This window comes from Rhizobium sp. H4 (assembly GCF_003013335.1).
Lineage (GTDB): Bacteria > Pseudomonadota > Alphaproteobacteria > Rhizobiales > Rhizobiaceae > Rhizobium > Rhizobium sophoriradicis.
The window spans coordinates 239,236-259,299 of record NZ_PSOW01000007.1 but is presented as its reverse complement, the minus strand read 5'-3'; the positions used below and the strand labels follow the sequence as shown (position 1 = coordinate 259,299).

The window sequence follows — 20,064 nt, the reverse complement described above, 5'->3', positions numbered from 1 at the left end:
CCTGACGCGGAATCTGAACAAAAGAAAACCGGCAGACCCGAGGGCCTGCCGGCGGTTTATGTCGAAAACCGGTTTACTGTCCCGTCGGGACGCCGGAGGGCTGAGCCGGCGCCGGCGCGGCCGGAGCTGCCGGCGTTGCCGGGGCAGTCGTTGCCGGAGCGGTTGCTGCCGGCGCATCCGTTGAAGGCGCGCTGGCCGCCGGGGCCTGGGCTGCCGGAGCCTGCGGAGCGGGTGCGGCGGCGCCGCTGCTCGGAACGCCGTTGCCGGCCGGCTGGTTGGCCGGCGCCTGTGCGCCGCCGAGCGAATCGAGAATGCCGTTGCCCTGGCCGCTCGTGGCCGGAATGCGGTCGAGAATATCGCCCGGACGGCCCTCGTAACGCGTCAGTATGCCGAGACCGAGCGACGTCAGGAAGAACAGCGTGGCAAGGATCGCGGTCGTGCGCGTCAGCGCATTGGCCGTGCCGCGGGCCGACATGAAGCCCGAACCGCCGCCGATGCCGAGGCCGCCGCCTTCCGAGCGCTGGATGAGCACGACGCCGACGAGGGCGAGCACGATCATGAGATGGATGACAATCAATACTGTCTGCATGGGTCCAGTCCTGCCCGCCGGAAGACGGACATAATTAGAAATTCTGGCGGCTCTTTACATGAGGCGTTCGTCTATTCCAAGCCCTTCGGCCGAGAATACGCCCCGGATTGAACGAATTAGCCCGGGAACAAACAACGCCTCAGGCGAGCAGCGCCTCGTAGGCCCGGTAGATGGCGAGGAAGTCGGCGGCTTTCAAGCTCGCCCCGCCGATCAGTGCGCCGTCGACATTGGCAATGCCCATCAGTTCGCCGGCATTGGCCGGCTTGACCGAGCCGCCATAGAGAAGGCGCATCTTGCGGCCCTGATCGCCGAAGCGAGCCGCCATTTCGGCGCGCATGAAGGCATGCGCCTTTTCCACGTCGCCCGATGTCGGCGTCACACCGGTACCGATCGCCCAGATCGGCTCATAGGCGATCACCGTATTTTCGGCGGTTGCGCCATCGGGAACGGAGGCCGAAAGCTGGCGCTTGATGATGTCGAGCGCCTGCCCGGCGCGGCGTTCGTCCGCCGTCTCGCCGATGCAGATGATCGCCGTCAGCCCTGCGGCGAAGGCGGCCTCCGCCTTGGCGCGCACCAGATGGTCCGTTTCAGCGTGGTCGGTACGGCGTTCGGAATGGCCGACGATCACATAGGTGCCGAAACTGTCGGCGATCATTTCTGCCGAGATGTCGCCGGTGTGCGCCCCGGACGCCTTCTGATGGCAGTCCTGCGCGCCGATCGAAAGCGGGCTGTCGGTGCAAAGCGCGGTCGCCACATAGAGCAGCGTCGCCGGCGGGCAGATCAGCGCCTCGACCTTATCGGCGAGCGGCGGGCGAACACCCTCGGCGATCGCCTTGATCTGATCCAGAGAGGCACGCGTGCCGTTCATTTTCCAATTTCCCGCCACGAGCGGGCGCACGTCAGGTGTCATGCCGGCCTTCCCTAAATCTGCTTATGCCTGCGGCCATATCAAAAGCTTGCGGCAAAGAAAAGCATCATGCCCTTGACGTAAGGGAAATCTCGGCGATCCCGGGCAAATTTTTGCCTAAAATCCTCCGCTACGCCGCAAGAATCCAGTTCAACACCCTCCGCCAATCGATCATCCGGATCGGCGTTCCGTGATTGCCCGTTTGAAACAGCGTGAAGCGCGCCGGATATTTTGCCTTGCGCAGTCTTTCGAACAACGCCTGCTGGTCGCTGGCGGCATAGACCGGATCGCGGCTGCCATGCGCGAACCAGAGCGGCAGTTTCGCCCGGTAGAAGGCGCTTCTGGTGAAATCGGGATCGGTAACCCCGCTCATCACAAGCATGCCCTTCAGCCGCTTGACGCTGCCCTCGTCGCGGGCGATCCCCCAGCAGACCTGGCTGCCCATCGAGGCGCAGGACAGGATGACCGGCCGGCCGGGCGATTGGGTGCTGGCATAGCGGATGAGGCCGGCGATGGCGGCAACGCCGTTGCTGTCGAAGCTCTTGACCGTCGGCGAATAGTAGACGCCGCCATTGCCGGCGGCGAGGTTCTTCAGCCGGTTGAAATTGCCGCCGAAGCTGTAGTCGTTGGCCCCGAGCCGGCGGTCGCCGTCGCGGCCGTGAATGAAGATCACCGTGAATGCGGCATTTTGCGCCGGTCCCACCCTGGTGACATCGAGCTTGATGCCGTCGAGCGAGAGCGTTTCGTCCGCTTGGGCCTTGCGGATGCCGAGCGCCACATATTTCTGCTGCACCCGCTTTTGCGGGATCTGGTCGCGGCCGTTGATATCGCGCATTTCGTCGTAGTCGATGACCTCGAAAGCACCGTCGTCGCCGGTCTGCAGGATGGTCTGCTTCGAGAACAGTTCGTCCTTGAAGGGCGCCAGCGCGCCGGCCGCTTGCGCCGGCCCGCCTGATGACAGCATGGCCGCAGACAGGAAAAAGGCCGCAATTACCGATATAACAGTGCAATCACTTGTGGACATTCGCATGCGGATGGTTTCCTGAAGCCTGCCGCCGCTTGCCATTCCGCGCCCGGCAACGCAAATCATGTGTCAACTCCGCCAAAATTGGCGGTGTCGCGTATAGAGGTGCTTTCTGGCAGAATCTGCCTGATTCGCAAACGTGACATGAAATGCGGTGATTTTGGGTCGGCGGCGGATGCAAGCCCAAGACAGGATGAAGATCTGAACGGCTCCATGGACGACAGCAACGACCTTTTTTCCGGACTGCCCCTTTCTGAAAAACGCGAGGAGGCACAGAAGCCCGTAGCGCCGGCCGAGCGGCCGGCAGCCGCAGCGCCCGTCGCCGCGACGCCGCCCGCCGCCTCCGCGCGCCCGGCGCCCGCCGGATCGAACTCGGACGAATACGGCGCCTCGTCGATCCGCGTCCTCGAAGGGCTCGAGCCGGTGCGTATGCGCCCGGGCATGTATATCGGCGGCACCGACGAAAAGGCGCTGCATCACCTCTTTGCCGAAGTCATCGACAATGCGATGGACGAGGCGGTCGCCGGACACGCCAATTTCATCGAAGTGCATCTCGATCTGCAGGGTTACCTCACCGTCACCGACAACGGCCGCGGCATCCCGGTCGAGAACCATCCGCAGGTTCCCGGCAAATCGACGCTCGAAGTCATCATGACCAAGCTGCATGCCGGCGGCAAATTCGACGGCAAGGCCTACGAGACATCGGGCGGTCTGCACGGCGTCGGCGTCTCGGTCGTCAACGCCCTGTCCGACTTCCTCGAGGTCGAGGTGGCGCGCAACCGCAAGCTCTACCGTCAGCGCTTCTCCCGCGGCCTGCCGCAGGGCGGGCTCGAGGAATTGGGCGACGTCCATAATCGCCGCGGCACCCGCGTGCGCTTCCATCCCGACGCCCAGATATTCGGCGATCATATGAAGTTCGACGCCGCCCGCGTCTTTCGCATGGCGCGCTCCAAGGCTTACCTCTTCGGTGGCGTCGAGATCCGCTGGAGCTGCGAGCCCGGCGTTCTGCCGGAAGGATCCGAGGTGCCTGATAAGGCCACCTTTCATTTCCCCGGCGGCCTCAAGGATTATCTCCAGGCGACGATGGGCAAGGAGTTCACCGTTACCCGCGAGATCTTCGCCGGCAAGACGGAGAAGGCCAGCGGCCACGGCTCGATGGAATGGGCGATCACTTGGTATGGTGGCGATCCGCAGGTGCATTCCTATTGCAACACCATCCCGACACCCGAGGGCGGCACGCACGAGGCGGGCCTGCGCATCGCGCTGACCAAGGGCCTGAAGGCCTATGCCGAGCTGACGCAGAACAAGCGGGCCGCACAGATCACCACCGACGACGTGATGATCTCGGCCGTCGGCATGCTGTCGGTCTTCATCCGCGAGCCGGAATTCGTCGGCCAGACCAAGGACAAGCTGGCGACCGTCGAGGCCCAGCGCATCGTCGAGAACGCGCTGCGCGACCCGTTCGATCACTATCTCGCCGACAATCCGAACGAGGCGGCCAAGCTGCTCGACTGGGTGATCGAGCGCGCCGAGGAGCGCCTACGCCGCCGCAAGGAAAAGGAAGTCAACCGCAAGACGGCGGTGCGTAAGCTGCGCCTGCCCGGCAAGCTCGCCGACTGCTCGCAGAATACCGCCGAGGGCGCCGAATTGTTCATCGTCGAGGGTGACTCGGCAGGCGGCTCGGCCAAGCAGGCGCGCAACCGCGCCAACCAGGCCATCCTGCCGCTGCGCGGCAAGATCCTCAACGTCGCCAGCGCCGGCCGCGAAAAACTCGGCGCAAACCAGCAGCTCGCCGATCTCATCCAGGCGCTCGGCTGCGGCACGCGTTCGAAGTATCGCCAGGAAGACCTGCGCTACGAGCGCATCATCGTCATGACCGATGCCGACGTCGATGGCGCCCACATCGCCTCGCTGCTCATCACCTTCTTCTATCAGGAGATGCCGGAGCTGGTGCGTGGCGGTCACCTCTTCCTTGCCGTGCCGCCGCTCTACAAGATCACGCAAGGGGCGAAATCCGCCTATGCCCGCGACGACAATCACCGCGCCGAGCTGATGCAGACGGAGTTCAAGGGCAAGGCCAAGGTCGAGATCAGCCGCTTCAAGGGTCTCGGCGAAATGATGCCTGCCCAGCTCAAGGAAACCACGATGGATCCGTCCAAGCGCACCCTGCTGAAGGTGCTGATCGACGAGGTGGATTTTGAGGGTACCCGCAGCGCCGTCGACGATCTCATGGGCACCAAGCCGGAAGCCCGCTTCCGTTTCATCCAGGAGCGTGCGGCCTTCGCCGAAAACCTCGACATTTGAGCAGGCCTGAGGCGCGCCGAACCTGCGACAAATACTCTCGGCGTGCCCTTATTTTAGCATTCGCGATTTCACGGAACTGACGAAGAACCGTAACAACTCCGTCAAACAACCGGCGCATGAAGCGGTCGTCGCGCCCTCCCCGGGGAGGAACGCCTGCCTCCGTTCGAAACTTTTCAACCCTTGCCGGATATTTTTCATGACCAAGCGTTTTCTCGCGACTGCCGCTTTCGTTCTCCTGTCCAGCACCGTGACTGTCCGCGCCACCGATATCGGCGCTACCTTCGAGACCGCCTGCCCGTTCGGCGATTGCGCCGCCGGCATCGCGCTCTCCTATCTCGGTGAATTCGTCATCCCGACCGGGCAGATGGAAAACGGCGTCGAATTCGGCGGCATTTCCGGCCTCGATTTTGATGCCGCCACCGGCCACTATATCGCCATCAGCGACGATCGCTCGGACAAGGCCCCGGCCCGCTTCTATGAACTCGACGTCGATGTCGACGCATCCGGCCTCAAGGGTGTTTCCGTCGTCAAGCACGTGACCCTGAAGGACAAGAACGGCGAGCCTTTCGCGGCAAAAACCGTCGATCCGGAATCGATCCGCCTCGGCAAGGACGGCATCTATTGGGGCAGCGAAGGCGACGCCAAGGTGCTGTTGCCGCCCTTCATCCGCGTCGCTGCGCCGGACGGTTCTTTCCTGCGCGAATTCAAGCTGCCGGAAGGCTTTGCACCGACCATCGACAGGTCGACCGGCATCCGCGACAATCTCGCCTTCGAGGATCTCGCCGTCGCACCCTCGGGCGACGTTTTCGTCGGCCTCGAAGCCGCCCTCTACCAGGACGGTCCGAAGCCGTCGCTGACGACGGGCAGCCTGTCGCGCATCATCCGTTACGACGGCGCATCCGGCGAGCCGAAGGCGCAATATGTCTACCCGGTATCGCCTATACCGCAGGCCGCCGCCAAGGCCGACGGCGGCAATGACAACGGCATGTCGGAAATGCTCGCGCTCGACGATCACCGCCTGCTCGCCGTCGAGCGAAGCTATGCCGAAGGGGTCGGCAACAACATCAAGATCATGATGATGGATCTCGCCGACGCGACCGACATATCGGCCATCTCCTCGCTCGCCAAGAACGACCAGCGCGTCGTCCCGGTTCGCAAGAGCCAGATCCTTGATCTCAGAGCAATCGGCCTTGTCCCCGACAATATCGAGGCGATGTCGTTCGGCAAGGCCAAGGATGGAAGCGACGTCCTCATTCTCGGCTCGGACAATAATTTCTCGGCCGCGCAGAAGACGCAGTTCTACGCCTTCAAGATTTTGCGTCGTCCGCAACAGTAAGACATCGGCTCTGATGGCTGAATAGCGACGCCTTGTATACGCTTTCACGGCGCGGACCTTGAAACCGCCGGGTTCATAGCCCATAACCAGAAGACAAGAACAAGAAGAGGCGCGCGTGGGTGTGTTTGACCGTCAGAGAAGCAATCATGAACCGCGATGGCTGGGCTCGTCGGCGCCGACACGCACGCCGCTGATACCCTCCATCTCAGCGGCGCGCTGGCTGCTGGTGCTGATCGTCGCCGCCGGCGTCTATTTCTTCTACGGCTTCCTTGTGCCGGTGCTGGCCGCCCTCGTCATCGGCTTCGCCAGCTGGCCGCTCTACCGCAAGCTTCTCGCCCGTGTCGGCGGCAATACGACGATCGCCGCGACCATCGCCATCATCATGATCGTCACCTTCCTGGTCATCCCGATCGGATTTGCGGTCACCTATACGACGGGCGAAGTGCGCACCTGGCTTGCCTGGGCAATCGACGCCAACCGGTCAGGGGCCGCGACCCCTGGCTGGATCGTCGCCTTGCCGTTTGCCGGCCCCTATCTCGACGACCTTTGGACAAAATACATCGGCAGCCCGGGCGCGCTCGGCGAGCTCATCCAGGCGGTCAGTGGCGCCCATATCGGCAATATCTACCGTGCCGTTCTTGCGGCCGGCGGTGGCGCCTTCCATCTTCTGCTGACGCTGCTCTTCATGCTGATCGCGCTGTTCTTCGTCTATCGCGACGGCGTCTCATTTTCCAAGCAGATCGACATGCTGGGCGAGCGCATCCTGCCGAACCGCTGGGAACGCATTTCCCGCGTCGTTCCGGCGACAATCAGTTCCACCGTCATGGGCATGACGCTGATTGCGATCGGCGAAGGCATCGTGCTCGGCCTTGCCTATTGGGTCGCCGGCGTGCCGTCGCCGGTGACGCTCGGCGTGCTGACGGGCGTGATGGCACTGATACCGGGCGGTGCGCCCCTCTCCTTCACGCTGGTCTCCATCTATCTCCTGGCGAGCGGCTCGCATGTCGCCGGCGTCGGTCTCTTCGTCTGGGGCACGGTCGAGCTCTTCATCGTCGACAAGACATTGCGGCCGAAGCTCGTCGGTGGTCCGATAAAGCTGCCCTTCCTGCCGACCTTCTTCGGCCTTGTCGGCGGCGTCAAGACGATGGGTTTCCTCGGCCTCTTCATCGGCCCGGTGCTGATGGCGCTCATCGTCGCCATCTGGCGCGAATGGATCCACGAGGCCCGCAACGCCGATACTAGCGAGAGCGGGCCGCAGTTCGTCATCGACGAACAGGCCCCGCCGTCCAAGCCGGTTCCCCGCGTCGCAGAAGGCTGAACCAGGCCTTTTGGCCCTATCCCAGCCGCTTTTCCATGAACAGGCTGAGCGGGTCCGGCAGATAGGCGCCGAAAGCCTCGATCTCCCTATATCCGTATTTGCGATAAAGAGCGATCGCCTCGGGCTGATAGATGCCGGTTTCGAGCCGGACCGCCATCAGCCGCTTTTCCCTTGCGACCGCCTCCAGCGCGTTCATCAGGCCGCTGGCGATCCTCAGTCCCCTCGCCTGCGGGTCGACGAACATGCGCTTGATCTCCGCCGTACCGTCGCCGGCCTCCACCAATGCGCAGCATCCGACGATTGCGCCATGGTTGCGCGCGACGAAGAAACTCACGGAAGGCTTTTCCAGGAGAGAAAGGTCCACCAGATGATTGCTCTCGGCCGGATAAAGCGACTGCGCATAGGCATCGGAAAGATCGAGAAGGCGGATGACGCCCTCCTGCCGCGGTGGCTCCTGGGCAATGGTGACGGACATGCTGGCTCCCGATGCGTGCGAGGCGCAATTTTTCGCGGAGATGACGAAGAGTTAATCCTCTTGCCTTCATTCGGTTGGAATTGCGCCGTCTAAGGCAATGTCAGGTTCAATAGCCAAGGAAGCAGAATATGCAAGCGGTGCTCATCGCGATGACGATTCTCGGTTGCGACGATTCCGTCAGCCAATGCAGCTATGTCGCGACAGTCGACAAGCGTTGGGAAACGGTTGCCGCCTGCGATGCCGAGGCCGAGCGCCGGCTGAAGTCCTATGCCAATGTCCACTATCCCTCGGTGATCGCGGTCTGCGAGGCGCCGAAAGCCGTCGCCGCCGCCGAGCCGCCGAAGCCGGCGCCCATACCGGCCCCCGTTCCTGCGCCCGAGCCTGTCGAAGAACCCGTGGGAAAACTCGCCAGCTTCGCTGAAAATATCGCCGGCCAGGTCCGCGCACATCTTCCCTCGGGCCGGGACGTCAAGGAGACGCTCTCCAAGCCCGTGCATTTCGTATCCGCCAGCTATTCCTGGGTGGCGACACGGATCGCCGATTAAAGCATGTCGCACAACGTTGTGCGCGGTTTTGCAGCAACGACATGTGTGAAAACAGAGAGCTAAAACGCAAGGAGCGAATCTGAAAGATCGCGATGCGCTTTAGGCCGCTGCAAGCGCCGCATAGACGCGGGCTGATTGCCGCTGTTCGGCGACGTGCAGTTTCTCCACCATGTCGAGCAGTTCGCCGACCGCACCATGGGCGCCGTCGTGATGGCGGAATTTTTCGAGAAGACGACCGCAGACAGTGCCGAGCACGCTGCCCGGCGCCTTGCGGGCCGCCTCGCGCCACAGAAGCGTCGCCTCCACGAAGATCACGCTGATATCCCTCGGCAGACCGGCGGATTCATAGAGCGCGCGCACCGCATGCATGCGTCCCGTCGCCAGGATCGCGCGCACGCGGCGCTCGCCGCAGCCTGTCAGATCGACGATCGCTCCGGCGAAGAAGTCCACCTTGCCGCAGCAGAGGGCGTGCATCAGGAAGGACGGCGTCAGGCGGCCGTTGAGGCGCAAATGTTCGACGAGGTCGGGTATCTCCCGCGGCGCGATATCGCCGGCGATCGATACGATTGCCGCTTCCGTCGCCTCGCGGCTGATCCGCTGCAGCCGCTGCAGCCCGATCGCCGCCTGAACAAGCGGCAGACCGACCAGCGCATTGCTGACATGCTGGGTGAGCAGCTGGCGGGCATCGGCCGGGAGATCGCTGCGTTCGAGAAGCAGATTGCGGATATCGCAGCAGTCGCCGAGCCGTTCGGCGATGCGCTTCAACGAAAGGCTGGAAATGACCGCGCCCTCGTTCTCGAGCAGGCAGAGCAGTTCCTCTTTATCGCCGACCTCCGCAAGGGCGGCCGAAACCGGCCGCGTCACACGCGCCCTCGCCGCGATCAGCATCCGGGTCGCGCCATTGCCGCGTGCGGCGAGATCGACGAGATCGGCATCGGTCAGAAGCGGTGAACAGGTGACGGCGTGGCAGGCGATCTCAGGCTGATCCGCGGCAAGCGAAAGGACCAGGCCGCGCGGCGCGTCGGGCGACCAGGCGACCGCCTCGGCAAGCGCAAGCCGCACGCGCGGCGACGGATCGTCGAGCAGAAAGGTCATTGCCATCTCGGCCGCCGCCCGCTCCTCCGCGCTCATCTGAGATTGCAGATAGGCTCGACCGAGTGCATTCGCGGCCCGGGCCCGATCGCCGGTCTTGGCCGTTTCGATCCAACGAAGGAAAGCTTCTACGATCACGCGACGCCCCAGCACTTGAACGCGATTCCCTCGCGTTCCTTTCATTGCTGCGACCGTAGCGGCAAAAGGTTTAAGATTCGTTCACCATATTTCTTAAGCCCTTGTATGCCTTTTTGTATGCCTTCGCGTCAGCCCGCGACCTGCGGCCGAAGCATCTCGAAGACATCGCTGCCCTCGCTGTAATCCATGTAGCCCATGCGGGCCACAGGCCGGGCAATCGACATGTCGAGGCGGCCGTCCCTGACAATCGCTTCGTCGATGCGGATGCCGATCACCTCGCCGAACACCATGACGTTTTCGGATGGCGTACCCGACAGCGTCTTCGGCTCGATGATCTCGGTCACCCTGCATTCGAGCACCGCGAAGGCCTCGCCGACATAGGGGGCATCGATGAGTTCGGCCTGCTTCGGCGTCAGCCCGGCGAAGCCGAATTCGCTCTCGCCGTAGGGCAGTGCGGCCGAGGAGAGGTTCATCTTTTCGGCGAGATCGCGGCTGACGAAATTGCAGGTAAAGACGCCGGTCTCCGCCGCGTTGCGCTGGCTGTGCTTGCGCCCGGCGGACGAAAACATCACCAGCTTCGGACGGTCGGCGACGGCGTTGAAGAAGGAATAGGGCGCGAGATTGATCGAGCCATCCCTGCCCTTGCTGCCGATCCAGCCGATCGGCCGCGGCGACACGATCGCCTTGAAGGGATCATGCGCCAGCCCATGGCGGTTGCTGTCGGTGGTGTAGAACATCAATCCTCTCCGCCGACCCAGGTGACGGTGTCGGCAAGCTCCGGCCGCGGCCGCTCGATTGCCGGAAATGTCGTCGAGCCGATATGGATGAAGCCGGCCACCTTTTCATCGGCTCCGACGCCGAGCAGCGGATAGGCGCGCTCGTCATAGGCGAACCACTCCGTCAGCCAGTTGGCAACGTAGCCATGGGCATTGGCTGACAGGAGGACGTTGAGGCAGAGTGCGCCGGCCGACATCAGCTGCTCCCATTCCGGGATCTTGATGTGCGGCCCCGCCTTGCTGACGACGGCCACAACCACGGGCGCGCGGGTGAAGCGGGTGCGCTCGACCTGGATCATCTCTTCGGAAAGATCGGGTTTCGTCTCGAGCGCCAGCTTCAGCAGCGCCTCTCCGAGGCCGACGCGTTCCTGTCCGCGATAGACGATGAAGCGCCAGGGCGCGATCTTGCCGTGATCGGGAACACGCGAGGCGAGACGCAGGATTTCCTCGATTTCGGCCTTCTCGGGGCCCGGCTCGCACATCTGGAAAGCGGGGATGGAGCGGCGCACGGCGAGATAGTCGATCAGCTTAATATCGGATTTCATGCGGGAGAAACTTTCATTTTTATGCTGCTGCAAAGGGTGGGTCTTGAATTTGCCATCGCGTTGGTCTTGAAGTGGCCTTTGCGATTTCAGAAGTCAATCGGTTCACGAAACAGATGTTTGGCATTTCGCCTTTTGCACGCCTCGGCATCGCCATCGCCCTGATGGTAGTGACGCCCCTCGGCGCCGGCGCGCAGGACGCTTTCAAGGACTTCAAGCAGATCGAATCGACGCCGAAGATGCCGAAGCTCAACGCTTTCATCGCGCCCGGCACCGCCCCCGAAGCCGCCAAGCTGCGCGACGTCGCGATGGAAGCCAAGCTGACGGCCGACGGCACGCCTGTCGAGGATGGTTTGTCCTGGTACGTCTTCAGCCCGATCGCCGGAACCGACGGTAAGCTGCCGCTGATCGCCAGCGCCAAGGGCGGACCCGCCGCCTTTCAGCTTGCTCCCGGCGACTATTTCGTCAACGTCTCCTTCGGCCGCGCCGGCGTTACCAAGAAGCTGACCGTGCCTGCCGACGGCGCGGTCGACAAGCAGGTAATGGTGCTCGATGCCGGCGGCATCCTGCTCAACGCCGTCTCCGGCACCGACTCCCGCATCCGTCCGGATCAGTTGAGTTTCTCGATCTATTCCTCGGAAGTCCGCGACGATGGCGAGCGCGGTCTCGTGGTGGCCGATGTCTCGCCGAACACTGTCGTGCGCCTCAATGCCGGCACCTATCACATCGTTTCCGAATATGGCAGCGTCAACGCCGTCATCCGCGCCGACATCCAGGTCGAAGCCGGTAAGCTCACCGAGGCGACGATCCAGCATCGCGCCGCACAGATCACCTTCAAGCTGGTCTCGGAAGCCGGGGGCGAAGCGATCGCCGATACGGCATGGTCGATCCTGACGGCAGCCGGCGACAGCGTCGGCGAAAGCGTCAGCGCCTTTCCGACCATGGTTCTCGCCGAAGGCGAATATTCTGCCGTCGCCCGCAACAAGGACAAGATCTACCAGCGCGATTTCAAAGTGGTCGCCGGCAGGAACACCGATGTCGAGGTACTGATGAAGGACCAGCAGCCGCAGCAGCCGGAGAGTGCGGCGCGCACCGTTCAGCAGGTGCCGGCCGGCACGCCGCCGCCACCGGGCGTCCAGCCGCCCCCCGAAACGCCTCTGCCCTCCTATGAACAGCTCGTGCCGCAAAGCGGCGACGGCGCCAGCCTGGATTGATTTTCCCGCGCACGCGCCTCGGACGGATGCAAAACTCACGCGGATCGGCCAGCGCTTTAAGCGCCGGTTTCCATCATTGCTGAAAGATACTTCGAAGAGCAGCCGGGTTCGGAATGCACCGCTTTTACTCGACAGCGCCGAGGTTCGGCGCTGTCGTATTCCGGCTGTTTTCAGGCCGCCTTGGCTTTTCTTGCTTCGGCCTTGCGGCGGATATCAGGCGGTGTCGCCTCGAGCGTCAGGCTCTCGACCGCAGCGTCGAGCCCCATCGAAACCTGGTCCTGGCTGCCGAGGCGGCGAATGTTGACCGTACGCTCCTCGGCTTCCTTCCTGCCGCAGACGATGATGACGGGAACCTTGGTGACCGAGTGCTCGCGGATCTTGTAGTTGATCTTCTCGTTGCGGAAGTCGGTCTCGACGTTGAGACCGGCCTCGCGCAACGCCTCGGCCACTTCGAGGCCGTAGGCATCGGCCTCCGAGGTGATCGTCGCGACGACCACCTGCAGCGGCGATACCCAGAGCGGCATGTGGCCGGCGAAGTTCTCGATCAGGATGCCAAGGAAGCGTTCCATCGAGCCGCAGATGGCACGGTGGATCATCACCGGCTGCGTCTTTTCGGAATTGCTGTCGATGTAGAAGGCGCCGAAGCGTTCCGGCAAGTTGAAGTCGACCTGCGTCGTGCCGCACTGCCATTCGCGGCCGATCGCATCCTTCAGCGTGTATTCGAACTTCGGACCGTAGAAGGCGCCCTCGCCCGGCAGGATACCGGTCTTGATGCGGCCATCGGACTGTGCCTCGATCGTCTTCAAGACGTCGGTCATCACGGCTTCGGCGCGATCCCAGAGCGCATTGGAACCGACGCGTTTCTCCGGCCGGGTGGAGAGCTTGACGACGATTTCCTTGAAGCCGAAATCTTCATAGACCGACAGGATCAGATCGTTGATCTTCAGGCATTCGGCCGCCATCTGCTCGTCGGTGCAGAAGATATGCGCGTCGTCCTGCGTAAAGCCGCGCACGCGCATCAGCCCGTGCAGCGCGCCCGACGGCTCGTAACGATGCACCAGACCGAATTCGGCAAGCCGGATCGGCAGCTCGCGATAGGACTTCAGGCCATGCTTGAAGATCTGCACATGGCCGGGGCAGTTCATCGGCTTCAGCGCAAAGACGCGGTTGTCGGCTTCCTTGTCTTGTGGGTGCGTCATCGCATGTGCCGATTTCACGGCGAACATGTTCTCCTGATACCAGCCCCAGTGACCCGAGGTTTCCCAGAGCGACGTGTCGAGCACCTGCGGCGCGTTGACCTCTTCATAATCGACGGCAAGCCGACGGCGCATATAGGCAACGAGCGTCTGGAAGATGCGCCAGCCCTTGCCATGCCAGAAGACGACACCGGGGCCTTCCTCCTGGAAGTGGAAGAGATCCATCTCGCGGCCGAGCTTACGATGGTCGCGCTTCTCGGCTTCGGCCAGCATATGCAGGTAGTTGTCGAGATCGGCCTGGTCAGCCCATGCCGTGCCGTAGATGCGCGACAGCATGGCGTTGTTGCTGTCGCCGCGCCAGTAGGCGCCGGCGACCTTCATCAGCTTGAAGGCGGTACCGACCTGACCGGTGGAGGCCATGTGCGGGCCGCGGCAAAGGTCGAACCAGTCCCCCTGATGATAGATCTTCAGATCCTGCCCTTCCGGGATCGCATCGACGAGCTCGACCTTGTACTGTTCGCCCTTGGCGGCAAAAACTTCCTTGGCCTTGTCGCGCGACCAGATCTGCTTGGTGAAGGGCGCGTTGCGGGCGATGATCTCCTTCATCTTCTTTTCGATCTTCGGCAGATCGTCGGGCGTAAACGGCTCGTTCTTGTCGAAGTCGTAATAGAAGCCGTTCTCGATCACAGGGCCGATCGTCACCTGGGTGCCGGGCCAGAGTTCCTGCACGGCTTCGGCCATCACGTGCGCGGCGTCATGGCGGATGAGTTCCAGCGCGCGCTGATCCTTGCGGGTGATGATTTCGATCTTGCCATCGGTGACGGCGTCGGAAAGGTCGCGCACGGCGCCGTCGATCGCAATGGCGACGGCGCTCTTGGCAAGCGACTTGGAAATGGATTCGGCGACATCCTTGCCAGTTGCGCCGGCCGGGAAGCTGCGCACGGAACCATCGGGAAATGTCAGGGAAATAGCTTGGGACATCGAAATTCTCCTTGTCCAGTCCCGCCAACGAATGCGGGTGGTTGAAACGAAGCGCCTCCGTCCTTTGGAGGCGCTGCCGCCTGATACCCAGATTTCCCTCGGGAGTAAAGAAGAAGACGGTCTACATGATCATCTGAGCGAGGCCGCAGACCGTGTTCCAGTTGCGCATCGTACCGATGCCTATCCGCTTGGTGGTCAGCGCCGAAAGCAGCTTGGACTGGCTCGGCTTGCCGGCGAAATCGATCCAGAGGTCGCCGCCGACGATGGCGATGCGCTGGCCTTCCGTCATCAGCGGCTTCAAAGCCTCGACCTTCTCAGGGTCGACCGGCAGACGCATCACCCGGACGATCACCTGGTCGCCGCTGCCGTCCCTGAACGGATTGGTACTGCAAAGCGCCATCCAGGTGCAGTCGCTGCGCACGATGATATCGACATGTTTGCCGAACTTCTCTTCGAAGCCCTCTTCCAGCGCGACCTCGAGTTCATGCGGCCGCATTTCGTCGGCTTCGAAAACGAGATTGCCGGTTGAAACCAAGGTCCGCGGTTCGCGATAACCCAGCTCTTTGGCAAGCGCGCGCAAATCTTCCATGATCACGCGGCGATCCGGCGTCAGGACGATGCTGTGCAGGAGAGCGATGAAGGTGCTCATGGCCGCCAGGACTCCTCAATTATCCCAGGTGAGAAACCACGGTCACCGAATGGTGACCACACCTCGCCCGTCGTCAATGCCGGAACTCCGCCACGCACGCGTATTCGCTTGATATCGTCATAGCACTCACCCTCTTTTGCGTCCGAGGGAGAGATACCGCCAGGGCGTCCACCAGTGGAAGCCGTCGCCGAGCGCTTCGGGCACCGGGTCGAGGCCGCTGGTGCCGCCCGGGCCGCAGCGGCTGACGCGAAACAGCGTCATCCAGCCGCCGGCCCACAATCCGTGCCGGGCGATCGACTCATAGCCATATTCGGAACAGGTCGGGATATGGCGGCAGGAATTGCCGACGAAGCCGGAAAGCGTCAACTGATAGAGGCGGATCAGCCCCATGCCGAGCAGGCGGTCGGGACTCTTGCGGAACGCGCCGGTATAATTGCGGGAATAACGCGCCGGCCTTCCGCGCGGCTGGCTCGATCCGGCCGCGCCGCCATCGTCCTCATCCTCAGCCTGCCGGACGCAGAACTCGCACATCTCGGTTACGCCTCGATCACTTCCGCCCGTTTCGCCTCGATCTGTCCGATCGCATCGACGACCGCGTCGAAGGTCAGCATCGTCGAGGCATGGCGGGCCTTATAGTCGCGCACGGGCAACAGATAGCGCATGTCCTCGAACCGTCCGGTGGGACCCACCCCGTCTGCCTTCAACATGGCAAGCATATCCTGACGGGCCTGCCGCAATTCACCCGATGTGGCGCCAACGACATGGCGGGCCATGATCGAGGACGATGCCTGGCCGAGTGCGCAGGCTTTCACGTCATGCGAAAAGGCAGTGACGACATCGCCGTCCATCTTCAGCCAGATCCGAACCTTCGAGCCGCAAAGCCTGGAGTGTGCCTGGGCGGTCGCATCGGCGTCCGCCAGCGTGCCGGTCAACGGAATATTGCCGGCGAATTCGAGGATTTTGCTGTTGTAGATGTCGTCCATGCTGGGTTTCCGCTCCAAAATCGCTGCGGATCGGCCTTAATGGCGCTGTTATTGTTATTGAAACAAAAAACACACCGTGTCATCTGAGGATACTTACATAAGGTGGCCGTCTTCCTATATGTATGTCGTTCGAAGGCCATGAAAATGCAATGGCCTCGTGTAAGTTTGATTGGGAAACCGTGCCGGACGGGCGTTGAATTTGCCCCGAAAGCCCCGGAGCCTGCCAAAGGTGCATGAATTCCCGCATGGGACTGACCAGTGGCAATTCCGACAGATGGGTTCGCGGTGCGGACCAGGAGACCATTGATCATGGACGCCATCGTAAAGAACTTTCCGCAGCCGAACCGCGACTCGGACCGCCCCTCCCAGCAGGAGGCGGAGGAAGCCGTGCGCGTTCTGCTGCGCTGGGCCGGTGACGATCCGACGCGCGAAGGCCTCATCGAGACACCCGCCCGTGTCGCCAAGGCCTATCGCGAGCTCTTCGCCGGTTATGACATGGCGGCCGAGGACGTGCTCGGCCGGACCTTCGAAGAGGTCGCAGGTTACGACGACATGGTCCTCGTCAAGGACATTCCCTTCTACTCGCATTGCGAACACCACATGGTGCCGATCATCGGCAAGGCCCATGTCGCCTATATGCCGGATGGACGCGTGCTCGGCCTGTCGAAAATTGCCCGTGTCGTCGAGATCTATGGCCGCCGCCTGCAGACGCAGGAAACGATGACGGCCCAGATTGCCCGCGCCATCGACGATACGCTGCAGCCGCGCGGTGTTGCAGTGATGATCGAGGCCGAACATATGTGCATGGCGATGCGCGGCGTTCAGAAGCAGGGTTCGACGACGTTGACGACCACGTTCACGGGAACGTTCAAGACGGAACCGGCCGATCAGGCCCGTTTCATGAGCATGGTGCGGAGCCGCTGATACCGGCTCCCGCAGGAGGGCCGCGATGAGTCACCTGATCTTCAATCAACCATCCGAGGACAAATCGGCGTTGGAAGACGCCGGCGATTTCACGCCGCGGTTCGACGATCGCGGCCTGATCACCGCGATCGTCACCGACGCCGGCGACGGCGAACTGCTGATGGTCGCGCATATGAACGCCCAGGCGCTGGCGCTGACCATCCAGACGGGAACGGCCCATTATTTCAGCCGCTCGCGCGGCAAGATCTGGAAGAAGGGCGAGACCTCGGGCAACCTTCAGACGGTCAAGGAAATTCGCACCGATTGCGATCAGGACGCCATCTGGCTGAAGGTCGAGGTCGCCGGCCATGACGCCACCTGTCACACCGGCCGCCGCTCCTGCTTCTATCGCACAGTCACGCTTCGGGACGGAAAACCAATGCTCGATATCGTTGACGACGAACGTCATTTCGATCCGCAGGACGTCTACGGAAAATAGGTCGAACTTCCCGCATTTGCCCCTTATTGTGCCAGAAACCGCTTCTATATACCATTTTTCAACTGAACGGGCACACTATGGGACATACGTGTTCTGCTGGGAGGGGAGAGCGCAATGCTGAACTGGAGTCTGCATCGTCAAAGCGCTGAAGGCGAAGATTCCGGTTCCAGCATGTCGACGATACTCGAGACAATCCCTTCCCCTGCGCCAGCCAAGAAAATCAAGATCGCGCTCGCGCTTGGCGGCGGCGCGGCCCGCGGCTGGGCCCATATCGGCGTATTGCGCGCCCTTGACGAAGCCGGGGTCGAAATCGGCATGATTGCCGGGACGTCGATCGGCGCCCTGGTCGGCGGCTGCTATCTTGCCGGCAAACTCGACGAACTCGAAACCTTCGCACGCTCGCTGACCATGCGCCGGATCGCAAGCCTGCTCGATCTGACCATCGGCGGCAGCGGCCTGTTCGGCGGCATGCGGCTGACCAAGCGCATGCAGGAGCATCTCGAAGGCCTGAATGTCGAGGATCTGGACCGGCCTTTCGTCGCGGTCGCCGCCGAGGTCAACACCGGCCATGAGGTCTGGATCGCCAACGGTTCGTTGATCACGGCGCTGCGCGCTTCCTATGCCCTGCCCGGCATCTTCGAGCCGGTGCGCAGCAATCACCGCACGCTGGTCGACGGCGCGCTGGTCAATCCCGTTCCCGTCTCCGTTTGCCGCGCCTATGAGCAGCCGCTGGTCGTCGCCGTCAATCTCAATTACGATCTCTATGGCCGCTCGGCCGTCGTCCGGCACAATGCCAGCCTCTCGCCGCAGGAAGTGCAGAAACAGGAAGAGGCGCCCTATGCCCGCCTCGGAATGACCGGCGTCATGGTGCAGGCCTTCAACATCATCCAGGACAGGATTGCCCGCGCCCGCCTTGCCGGCGATCCGCCCGACATTTCGCTGCAGCCGCGCCTCAGTTATATCGGTCTTTCAGAATTCCACCGGGCCGGCGAGGCGATCGAACGCGGCTACGAGGAAGCCAGAGCCAGGCTTCCCGAAATCAAGCGTATGCAGGAAGTCTACGCCACCACTCCGTGAGGCGTCGTCCCGCAACAGGCGGCTGGGGACGACGGCATCGTTTGGACAAATAGGCGAGCTCAGCCGGCAATATAGGCCTTGATATCCTCGGCCTCGCGCACGACTTCGGCAATCCGCGATTTCACCACGTCGCCGATCGAGATGATGCCGGCGAGCTTGCCGTTGCTTTCCACCGGGACGTGGCGGAAGCGGCGGCTGGTCATCAGTTCCATCAGTTCGTTGACGGTCGTCTCCTCATGGCAGCGATAGACCTTTGCTGTCATGACCTGGGCAAGCGGCTGGTCAAGACCCTCCTTGCCGTGCTTGGCAATCGCATGCACGAGATCGCGCTCGGTGAACATGCCCGAAATCCGATTGTCCATGCCGACGACGACGATGGCGCCGATCTTCTTCTTGCTGAGGATGACGGCTGCCTCGGCGACGGTCGTGTTCGACCCGGCGGTAACGACGTCCCTACCCTTCAGGTCGAGGATTGCTTTGACTGAACTGGTCATTCGAACCTCCTATGTCGAAACTGTAACGCTTGTCACAGCTATCCGCGGCGGTTTCTCCCCCCAATCGCGAATGGTTCGATGGTGCACTGCCCCGCTCAGGATTGCAACACATCCTTCTCCGCTTCGGCTGGTTCGATCGGCGGCTGCGGCGCCGCTCGGTCGAACAGCGAAAATAGAAAGAAGCCGAAGACGAAGCCGCCGATATGCGCGTCCCAGGCAATCTCCTGATCGCTGTCGCCGACGAGCGGGATGCCGACCGCGATCAGGGCGTTGCCGACCAGCCAGAGCAGCATGAAAAAGACGACGGTCCGGTTCTTCAGCGCCCCGACGATGGAAAGCCGGGCGTTGAGATGCGCCGCCAGCATCGGACGTCGCTCAGCGGGAAAGGCGAACCGGCAAGCGGCCCCCATCAACCCGGAAATGACGCCGGAAGCGCCGATCAGCAGCGACACGTCTCCCCAGTTGAGCACCGCGTGCAGGGCGGCGGAGGCGGCGGCGGAAAAGAGCCAGAAGAACACGAATCGCAGCGTCCCGATGCGGCGCACGACCGGGGCGCCGAAGGCCATCAGCCAGAAGGCATTGAAGACGATATGCTGAACGCTGCCGTGCAGCAGTGAATAGGTGACCGGCGTCCAGAACAGCTCCAGGCCCTGCTGCGACAGCGGAATCACATAGCGGGCGGGAACGAAGCCAAAGGTGAAGAGCAGCCAGCTGACAGCATCGTCGGACAGCACGAGCGCCTGCACCGCGTAGATGGCGACAAGTAGGCAAAGGCTGAAGAACAGCGCCGGCGGAAGGTTGAAGACCGGCTCGCGCGGAGGACGTGCCGGCGGGACCTCAAAAGGTTCGGGCGCCTTCTGCGGCTCGCCCGTCTGCTCATTCATCTGTGTTCGCCTCGTTGTGGCCCCAGCCATACAGGAGCGATGGCCAAAAAAAAAGCCGCCCGGAATGTCGGGCGGCGTACCGGGAACCCTGAGGAAAGATCTCGGCCCGGGCAGGTTGTGCAGAACTTCGAAAGTCGA

General features: G+C 62.6%; 21 protein-coding genes. 8 read left to right on the top strand and 13 right to left on the bottom strand.

The features are described 5' to 3' along the window. Nucleotides 1-73: 73 nt before the first annotated feature. The 3 genes from secG to C4N04_RS13450 form a co-directional block, all read right to left on the bottom strand. Nucleotides 74-589, bottom strand: a complete 516-nt coding sequence (secG, locus tag C4N04_RS13460) for a preprotein translocase subunit SecG (RefSeq protein WP_106796208.1) — start codon at nt 587-589, stop codon at nt 74-76. A 139-nt stretch (nt 590-728) separates the two neighbouring features. Beyond that, the gene (gene tpiA / locus C4N04_RS13455) at nt 729-1,499 is read right to left on the bottom strand and encodes a triose-phosphate isomerase (protein ID WP_038689029.1); all 771 of its coding nucleotides are present in this window, start codon (nt 1,497-1,499) and stop codon (nt 729-731) included. Between the two features lie 127 nt (nt 1,500-1,626). Next, the gene (locus tag C4N04_RS13450) at nt 1,627-2,526 is read right to left on the bottom strand and encodes a phospholipase (protein ID WP_106796233.1); all 900 of its coding nucleotides are present in this window, start codon (nt 2,524-2,526) and stop codon (nt 1,627-1,629) included. A gap of 207 nt (nt 2,527-2,733) precedes the next feature. Here C4N04_RS13450 and parE point away from each other — a divergent pair, with 207 nt between their 5' ends. The 3 genes from parE to C4N04_RS13435 all read left to right on the top strand — a co-directional run bounded on the left by parE (nt 2,734) and on the right by C4N04_RS13435 (nt 7,478). Further along, on the top strand, nt 2,734-4,824 hold the full coding sequence (gene parE, locus C4N04_RS13445; RefSeq protein ID WP_077994067.1) for a DNA topoisomerase IV subunit B: 2,091 nt from the start codon (nt 2,734-2,736) through the stop codon (nt 4,822-4,824). 196 nt (nt 4,825-5,020) lie between these two features. Beyond that, on the top strand, nt 5,021-6,160 hold the full coding sequence (locus C4N04_RS13440; RefSeq protein ID WP_077993596.1) for an esterase-like activity of phytase family protein: 1,140 nt from the start codon (nt 5,021-5,023) through the stop codon (nt 6,158-6,160). Between the two features lie 115 nt (nt 6,161-6,275). Then, nucleotides 6,276-7,478, top strand: a complete 1,203-nt coding sequence (locus tag C4N04_RS13435) for an AI-2E family transporter (RefSeq protein ID WP_106796207.1) — start codon at nt 6,276-6,278, stop codon at nt 7,476-7,478. A gap of 16 nt (nt 7,479-7,494) precedes the next feature. On the opposite strand, the gene C4N04_RS13430 is transcribed toward C4N04_RS13435, so the two are convergent. Continuing rightward, the gene (locus C4N04_RS13430; protein ID WP_106796206.1) at nt 7,495-7,953 is read right to left on the bottom strand and encodes a GNAT family N-acetyltransferase; all 459 of its coding nucleotides are present in this window, start codon (nt 7,951-7,953) and stop codon (nt 7,495-7,497) included. 128 nt (nt 7,954-8,081) lie between these two features. Between C4N04_RS13430 and C4N04_RS13425 the strand changes: the two genes are divergently transcribed. Continuing rightward, a complete protein-coding gene (locus C4N04_RS13425) occupies nt 8,082-8,498 on the top strand; it encodes a hypothetical protein (protein ID WP_106796205.1) in 417 nt (138 codons plus the stop codon). 99 nt (nt 8,499-8,597) lie between these two features. Here the strand turns inward: C4N04_RS13425 and C4N04_RS13420 are convergent, their stop codons facing one another. The 3 genes from C4N04_RS13420 to C4N04_RS13410 form a co-directional block, all read right to left on the bottom strand. Continuing rightward, nucleotides 8,598-9,743 (bottom strand): DUF2336 domain-containing protein, encoded by a 1,146-nt coding sequence (locus C4N04_RS13420; protein WP_106796204.1) that lies wholly within the window; start codon nt 9,741-9,743, stop codon nt 8,598-8,600. A 113-nt stretch (nt 9,744-9,856) separates the two neighbouring features. Then, nucleotides 9,857-10,465 carry a flavin reductase family protein gene (locus C4N04_RS13415; RefSeq protein ID WP_010057745.1) on the bottom strand — a complete coding sequence of 203 codons (609 nt, stop codon included), beginning with the start codon at nt 10,463-10,465 and terminating at the stop codon, nt 9,857-9,859. After that, nucleotides 10,465-11,049: a nitroreductase gene (locus C4N04_RS13410; protein ID WP_106796203.1), complete on the bottom strand. Its 585-nt coding sequence runs from the start codon at nt 11,047-11,049 to the stop codon at nt 10,465-10,467. Before C4N04_RS13410 ends, C4N04_RS13415 begins: the two co-directional genes overlap by 1 nt. Nucleotides 11,050-11,162: 113 nt before the next feature. On the opposite strand from C4N04_RS13410, the gene C4N04_RS13405 reads away from it, so the two are divergent. Continuing rightward, the gene (locus C4N04_RS13405) at nt 11,163-12,260 is read left to right on the top strand and encodes a hypothetical protein (protein WP_106796202.1); all 1,098 of its coding nucleotides are present in this window, start codon (nt 11,163-11,165) and stop codon (nt 12,258-12,260) included. Between the two features lie 170 nt (nt 12,261-12,430). On the opposite strand, the gene thrS is transcribed toward C4N04_RS13405, so the two are convergent. The 4 genes from thrS to C4N04_RS13385 form a co-directional block, all read right to left on the bottom strand. Next, entirely contained in the window at nt 12,431-14,437 is a 2,007-nt protein-coding gene (gene thrS / locus C4N04_RS13400) for a threonine--tRNA ligase (protein WP_106796201.1), read from the bottom strand. Nucleotides 14,438-14,558: 121 nt separating this feature from the next. Then, nucleotides 14,559-15,086, bottom strand: coding sequence for a DUF1697 domain-containing protein (locus C4N04_RS13395; protein WP_010020106.1), 528 nt, complete (start codon nt 15,084-15,086; stop codon nt 14,559-14,561). 126 nt (nt 15,087-15,212) lie between these two features. Further along, the gene (yidD, locus tag C4N04_RS13390; protein WP_086156228.1) at nt 15,213-15,617 is read right to left on the bottom strand and encodes a membrane protein insertion efficiency factor YidD; all 405 of its coding nucleotides are present in this window, start codon (nt 15,615-15,617) and stop codon (nt 15,213-15,215) included. A gap of 5 nt (nt 15,618-15,622) precedes the next feature. Beyond that, on the bottom strand, nt 15,623-16,069 hold the full coding sequence (locus tag C4N04_RS13385; RefSeq protein WP_096764595.1) for an iron-sulfur cluster assembly scaffold protein: 447 nt from the start codon (nt 16,067-16,069) through the stop codon (nt 15,623-15,625). A 309-nt stretch (nt 16,070-16,378) separates the two neighbouring features. Here C4N04_RS13385 and folE point away from each other — a divergent pair, with 309 nt between their 5' ends. The 3 genes from folE (at nt 16,379) to C4N04_RS13370 (ending at nt 18,548) form a co-directional block, all read left to right on the top strand. Next, the gene (gene folE, locus C4N04_RS13380) at nt 16,379-16,993 is read left to right on the top strand and encodes a GTP cyclohydrolase I FolE (protein WP_009986788.1); all 615 of its coding nucleotides are present in this window, start codon (nt 16,379-16,381) and stop codon (nt 16,991-16,993) included. 25 nt (nt 16,994-17,018) lie between these two features. Further along, complete coding sequence (hisI, locus tag C4N04_RS13375; protein ID WP_077993581.1) at nt 17,019-17,471, top strand: phosphoribosyl-AMP cyclohydrolase; 453 nt, start codon at nt 17,019-17,021, stop codon at nt 17,469-17,471. A gap of 114 nt (nt 17,472-17,585) precedes the next feature. After that, complete coding sequence (locus C4N04_RS13370; RefSeq protein ID WP_010059921.1) at nt 17,586-18,548, top strand: patatin-like phospholipase family protein; 963 nt, start codon at nt 17,586-17,588, stop codon at nt 18,546-18,548. Between the two features lie 59 nt (nt 18,549-18,607). Here C4N04_RS13370 and C4N04_RS13365 read toward each other — a convergent pair whose 3' ends face one another. Both C4N04_RS13365 and C4N04_RS13360 read right to left on the bottom strand, forming a co-directional pair. Beyond that, complete coding sequence (locus C4N04_RS13365) at nt 18,608-19,042, bottom strand: CBS domain-containing protein (RefSeq protein ID WP_009983498.1); 435 nt, start codon at nt 19,040-19,042, stop codon at nt 18,608-18,610. 95 nt (nt 19,043-19,137) lie between these two features. Beyond that, nucleotides 19,138-19,926: a rhomboid family intramembrane serine protease gene (locus C4N04_RS13360; protein WP_039619832.1), complete on the bottom strand. Its 789-nt coding sequence runs from the start codon at nt 19,924-19,926 to the stop codon at nt 19,138-19,140. Between the last annotated feature and the right edge of the window lie 138 nt (nt 19,927-20,064).

Coding starts and splice junctions, on each gene's coding strand:
- secG (WP_106796208.1), bottom strand. CDS start 589: ATGCAGACAGTATTGATTGTCATCCATCTCATGATCGTGCTCGCCCTC.
- tpiA (WP_038689029.1), bottom strand. CDS start 1,499: ATGACACCTGACGTGCGCCCGCTCGTGGCGGGAAATTGGAAAATGAAC.
- C4N04_RS13450 (WP_106796233.1), bottom strand. CDS start 2,526: ATGCGAATGTCCACAAGTGATTGCACTGTTATATCGGTAATTGCGGCC.
- parE (WP_077994067.1), top strand. CDS start 2,734: ATGGACGACAGCAACGACCTTTTTTCCGGACTGCCCCTTTCTGAAAAA.
- C4N04_RS13440 (WP_077993596.1), top strand. CDS start 5,021: ATGACCAAGCGTTTTCTCGCGACTGCCGCTTTCGTTCTCCTGTCCAGC.
- C4N04_RS13430 (WP_106796206.1), bottom strand. CDS start 7,953: ATGTCCGTCACCATTGCCCAGGAGCCACCGCGGCAGGAGGGCGTCATC.
- C4N04_RS13425 (WP_106796205.1), top strand. CDS start 8,082: ATGCAAGCGGTGCTCATCGCGATGACGATTCTCGGTTGCGACGATTCC.
- C4N04_RS13415 (WP_010057745.1), bottom strand. CDS start 10,465: ATGTTCTACACCACCGACAGCAACCGCCATGGGCTGGCGCATGATCCC.
- C4N04_RS13410 (WP_106796203.1), bottom strand. CDS start 11,049: ATGAAATCCGATATTAAGCTGATCGACTATCTCGCCGTGCGCCGCTCC.
- C4N04_RS13405 (WP_106796202.1), top strand. CDS start 11,163: ATGTTTGGCATTTCGCCTTTTGCACGCCTCGGCATCGCCATCGCCCTG.
- thrS (WP_106796201.1), bottom strand. CDS start 14,437: ATGTCCCAAGCTATTTCCCTGACATTTCCCGATGGTTCCGTGCGCAGC.
- C4N04_RS13395 (WP_010020106.1), bottom strand. CDS start 15,086: ATGAGCACCTTCATCGCTCTCCTGCACAGCATCGTCCTGACGCCGGAT.
- yidD (WP_086156228.1), bottom strand. CDS start 15,617: ATGTGCGAGTTCTGCGTCCGGCAGGCTGAGGATGAGGACGATGGCGGC.
- C4N04_RS13385 (WP_096764595.1), bottom strand. CDS start 16,069: ATGGACGACATCTACAACAGCAAAATCCTCGAATTCGCCGGCAATATT.
- folE (WP_009986788.1), top strand. CDS start 16,379: ATGGACGCCATCGTAAAGAACTTTCCGCAGCCGAACCGCGACTCGGAC.
- hisI (WP_077993581.1), top strand. CDS start 17,019: ATGAGTCACCTGATCTTCAATCAACCATCCGAGGACAAATCGGCGTTG.
- C4N04_RS13370 (WP_010059921.1), top strand. CDS start 17,586: ATGCTGAACTGGAGTCTGCATCGTCAAAGCGCTGAAGGCGAAGATTCC.
- C4N04_RS13365 (WP_009983498.1), bottom strand. CDS start 19,042: ATGACCAGTTCAGTCAAAGCAATCCTCGACCTGAAGGGTAGGGACGTC.
- C4N04_RS13360 (WP_039619832.1), bottom strand. CDS start 19,926: ATGAATGAGCAGACGGGCGAGCCGCAGAAGGCGCCCGAACCTTTTGAG.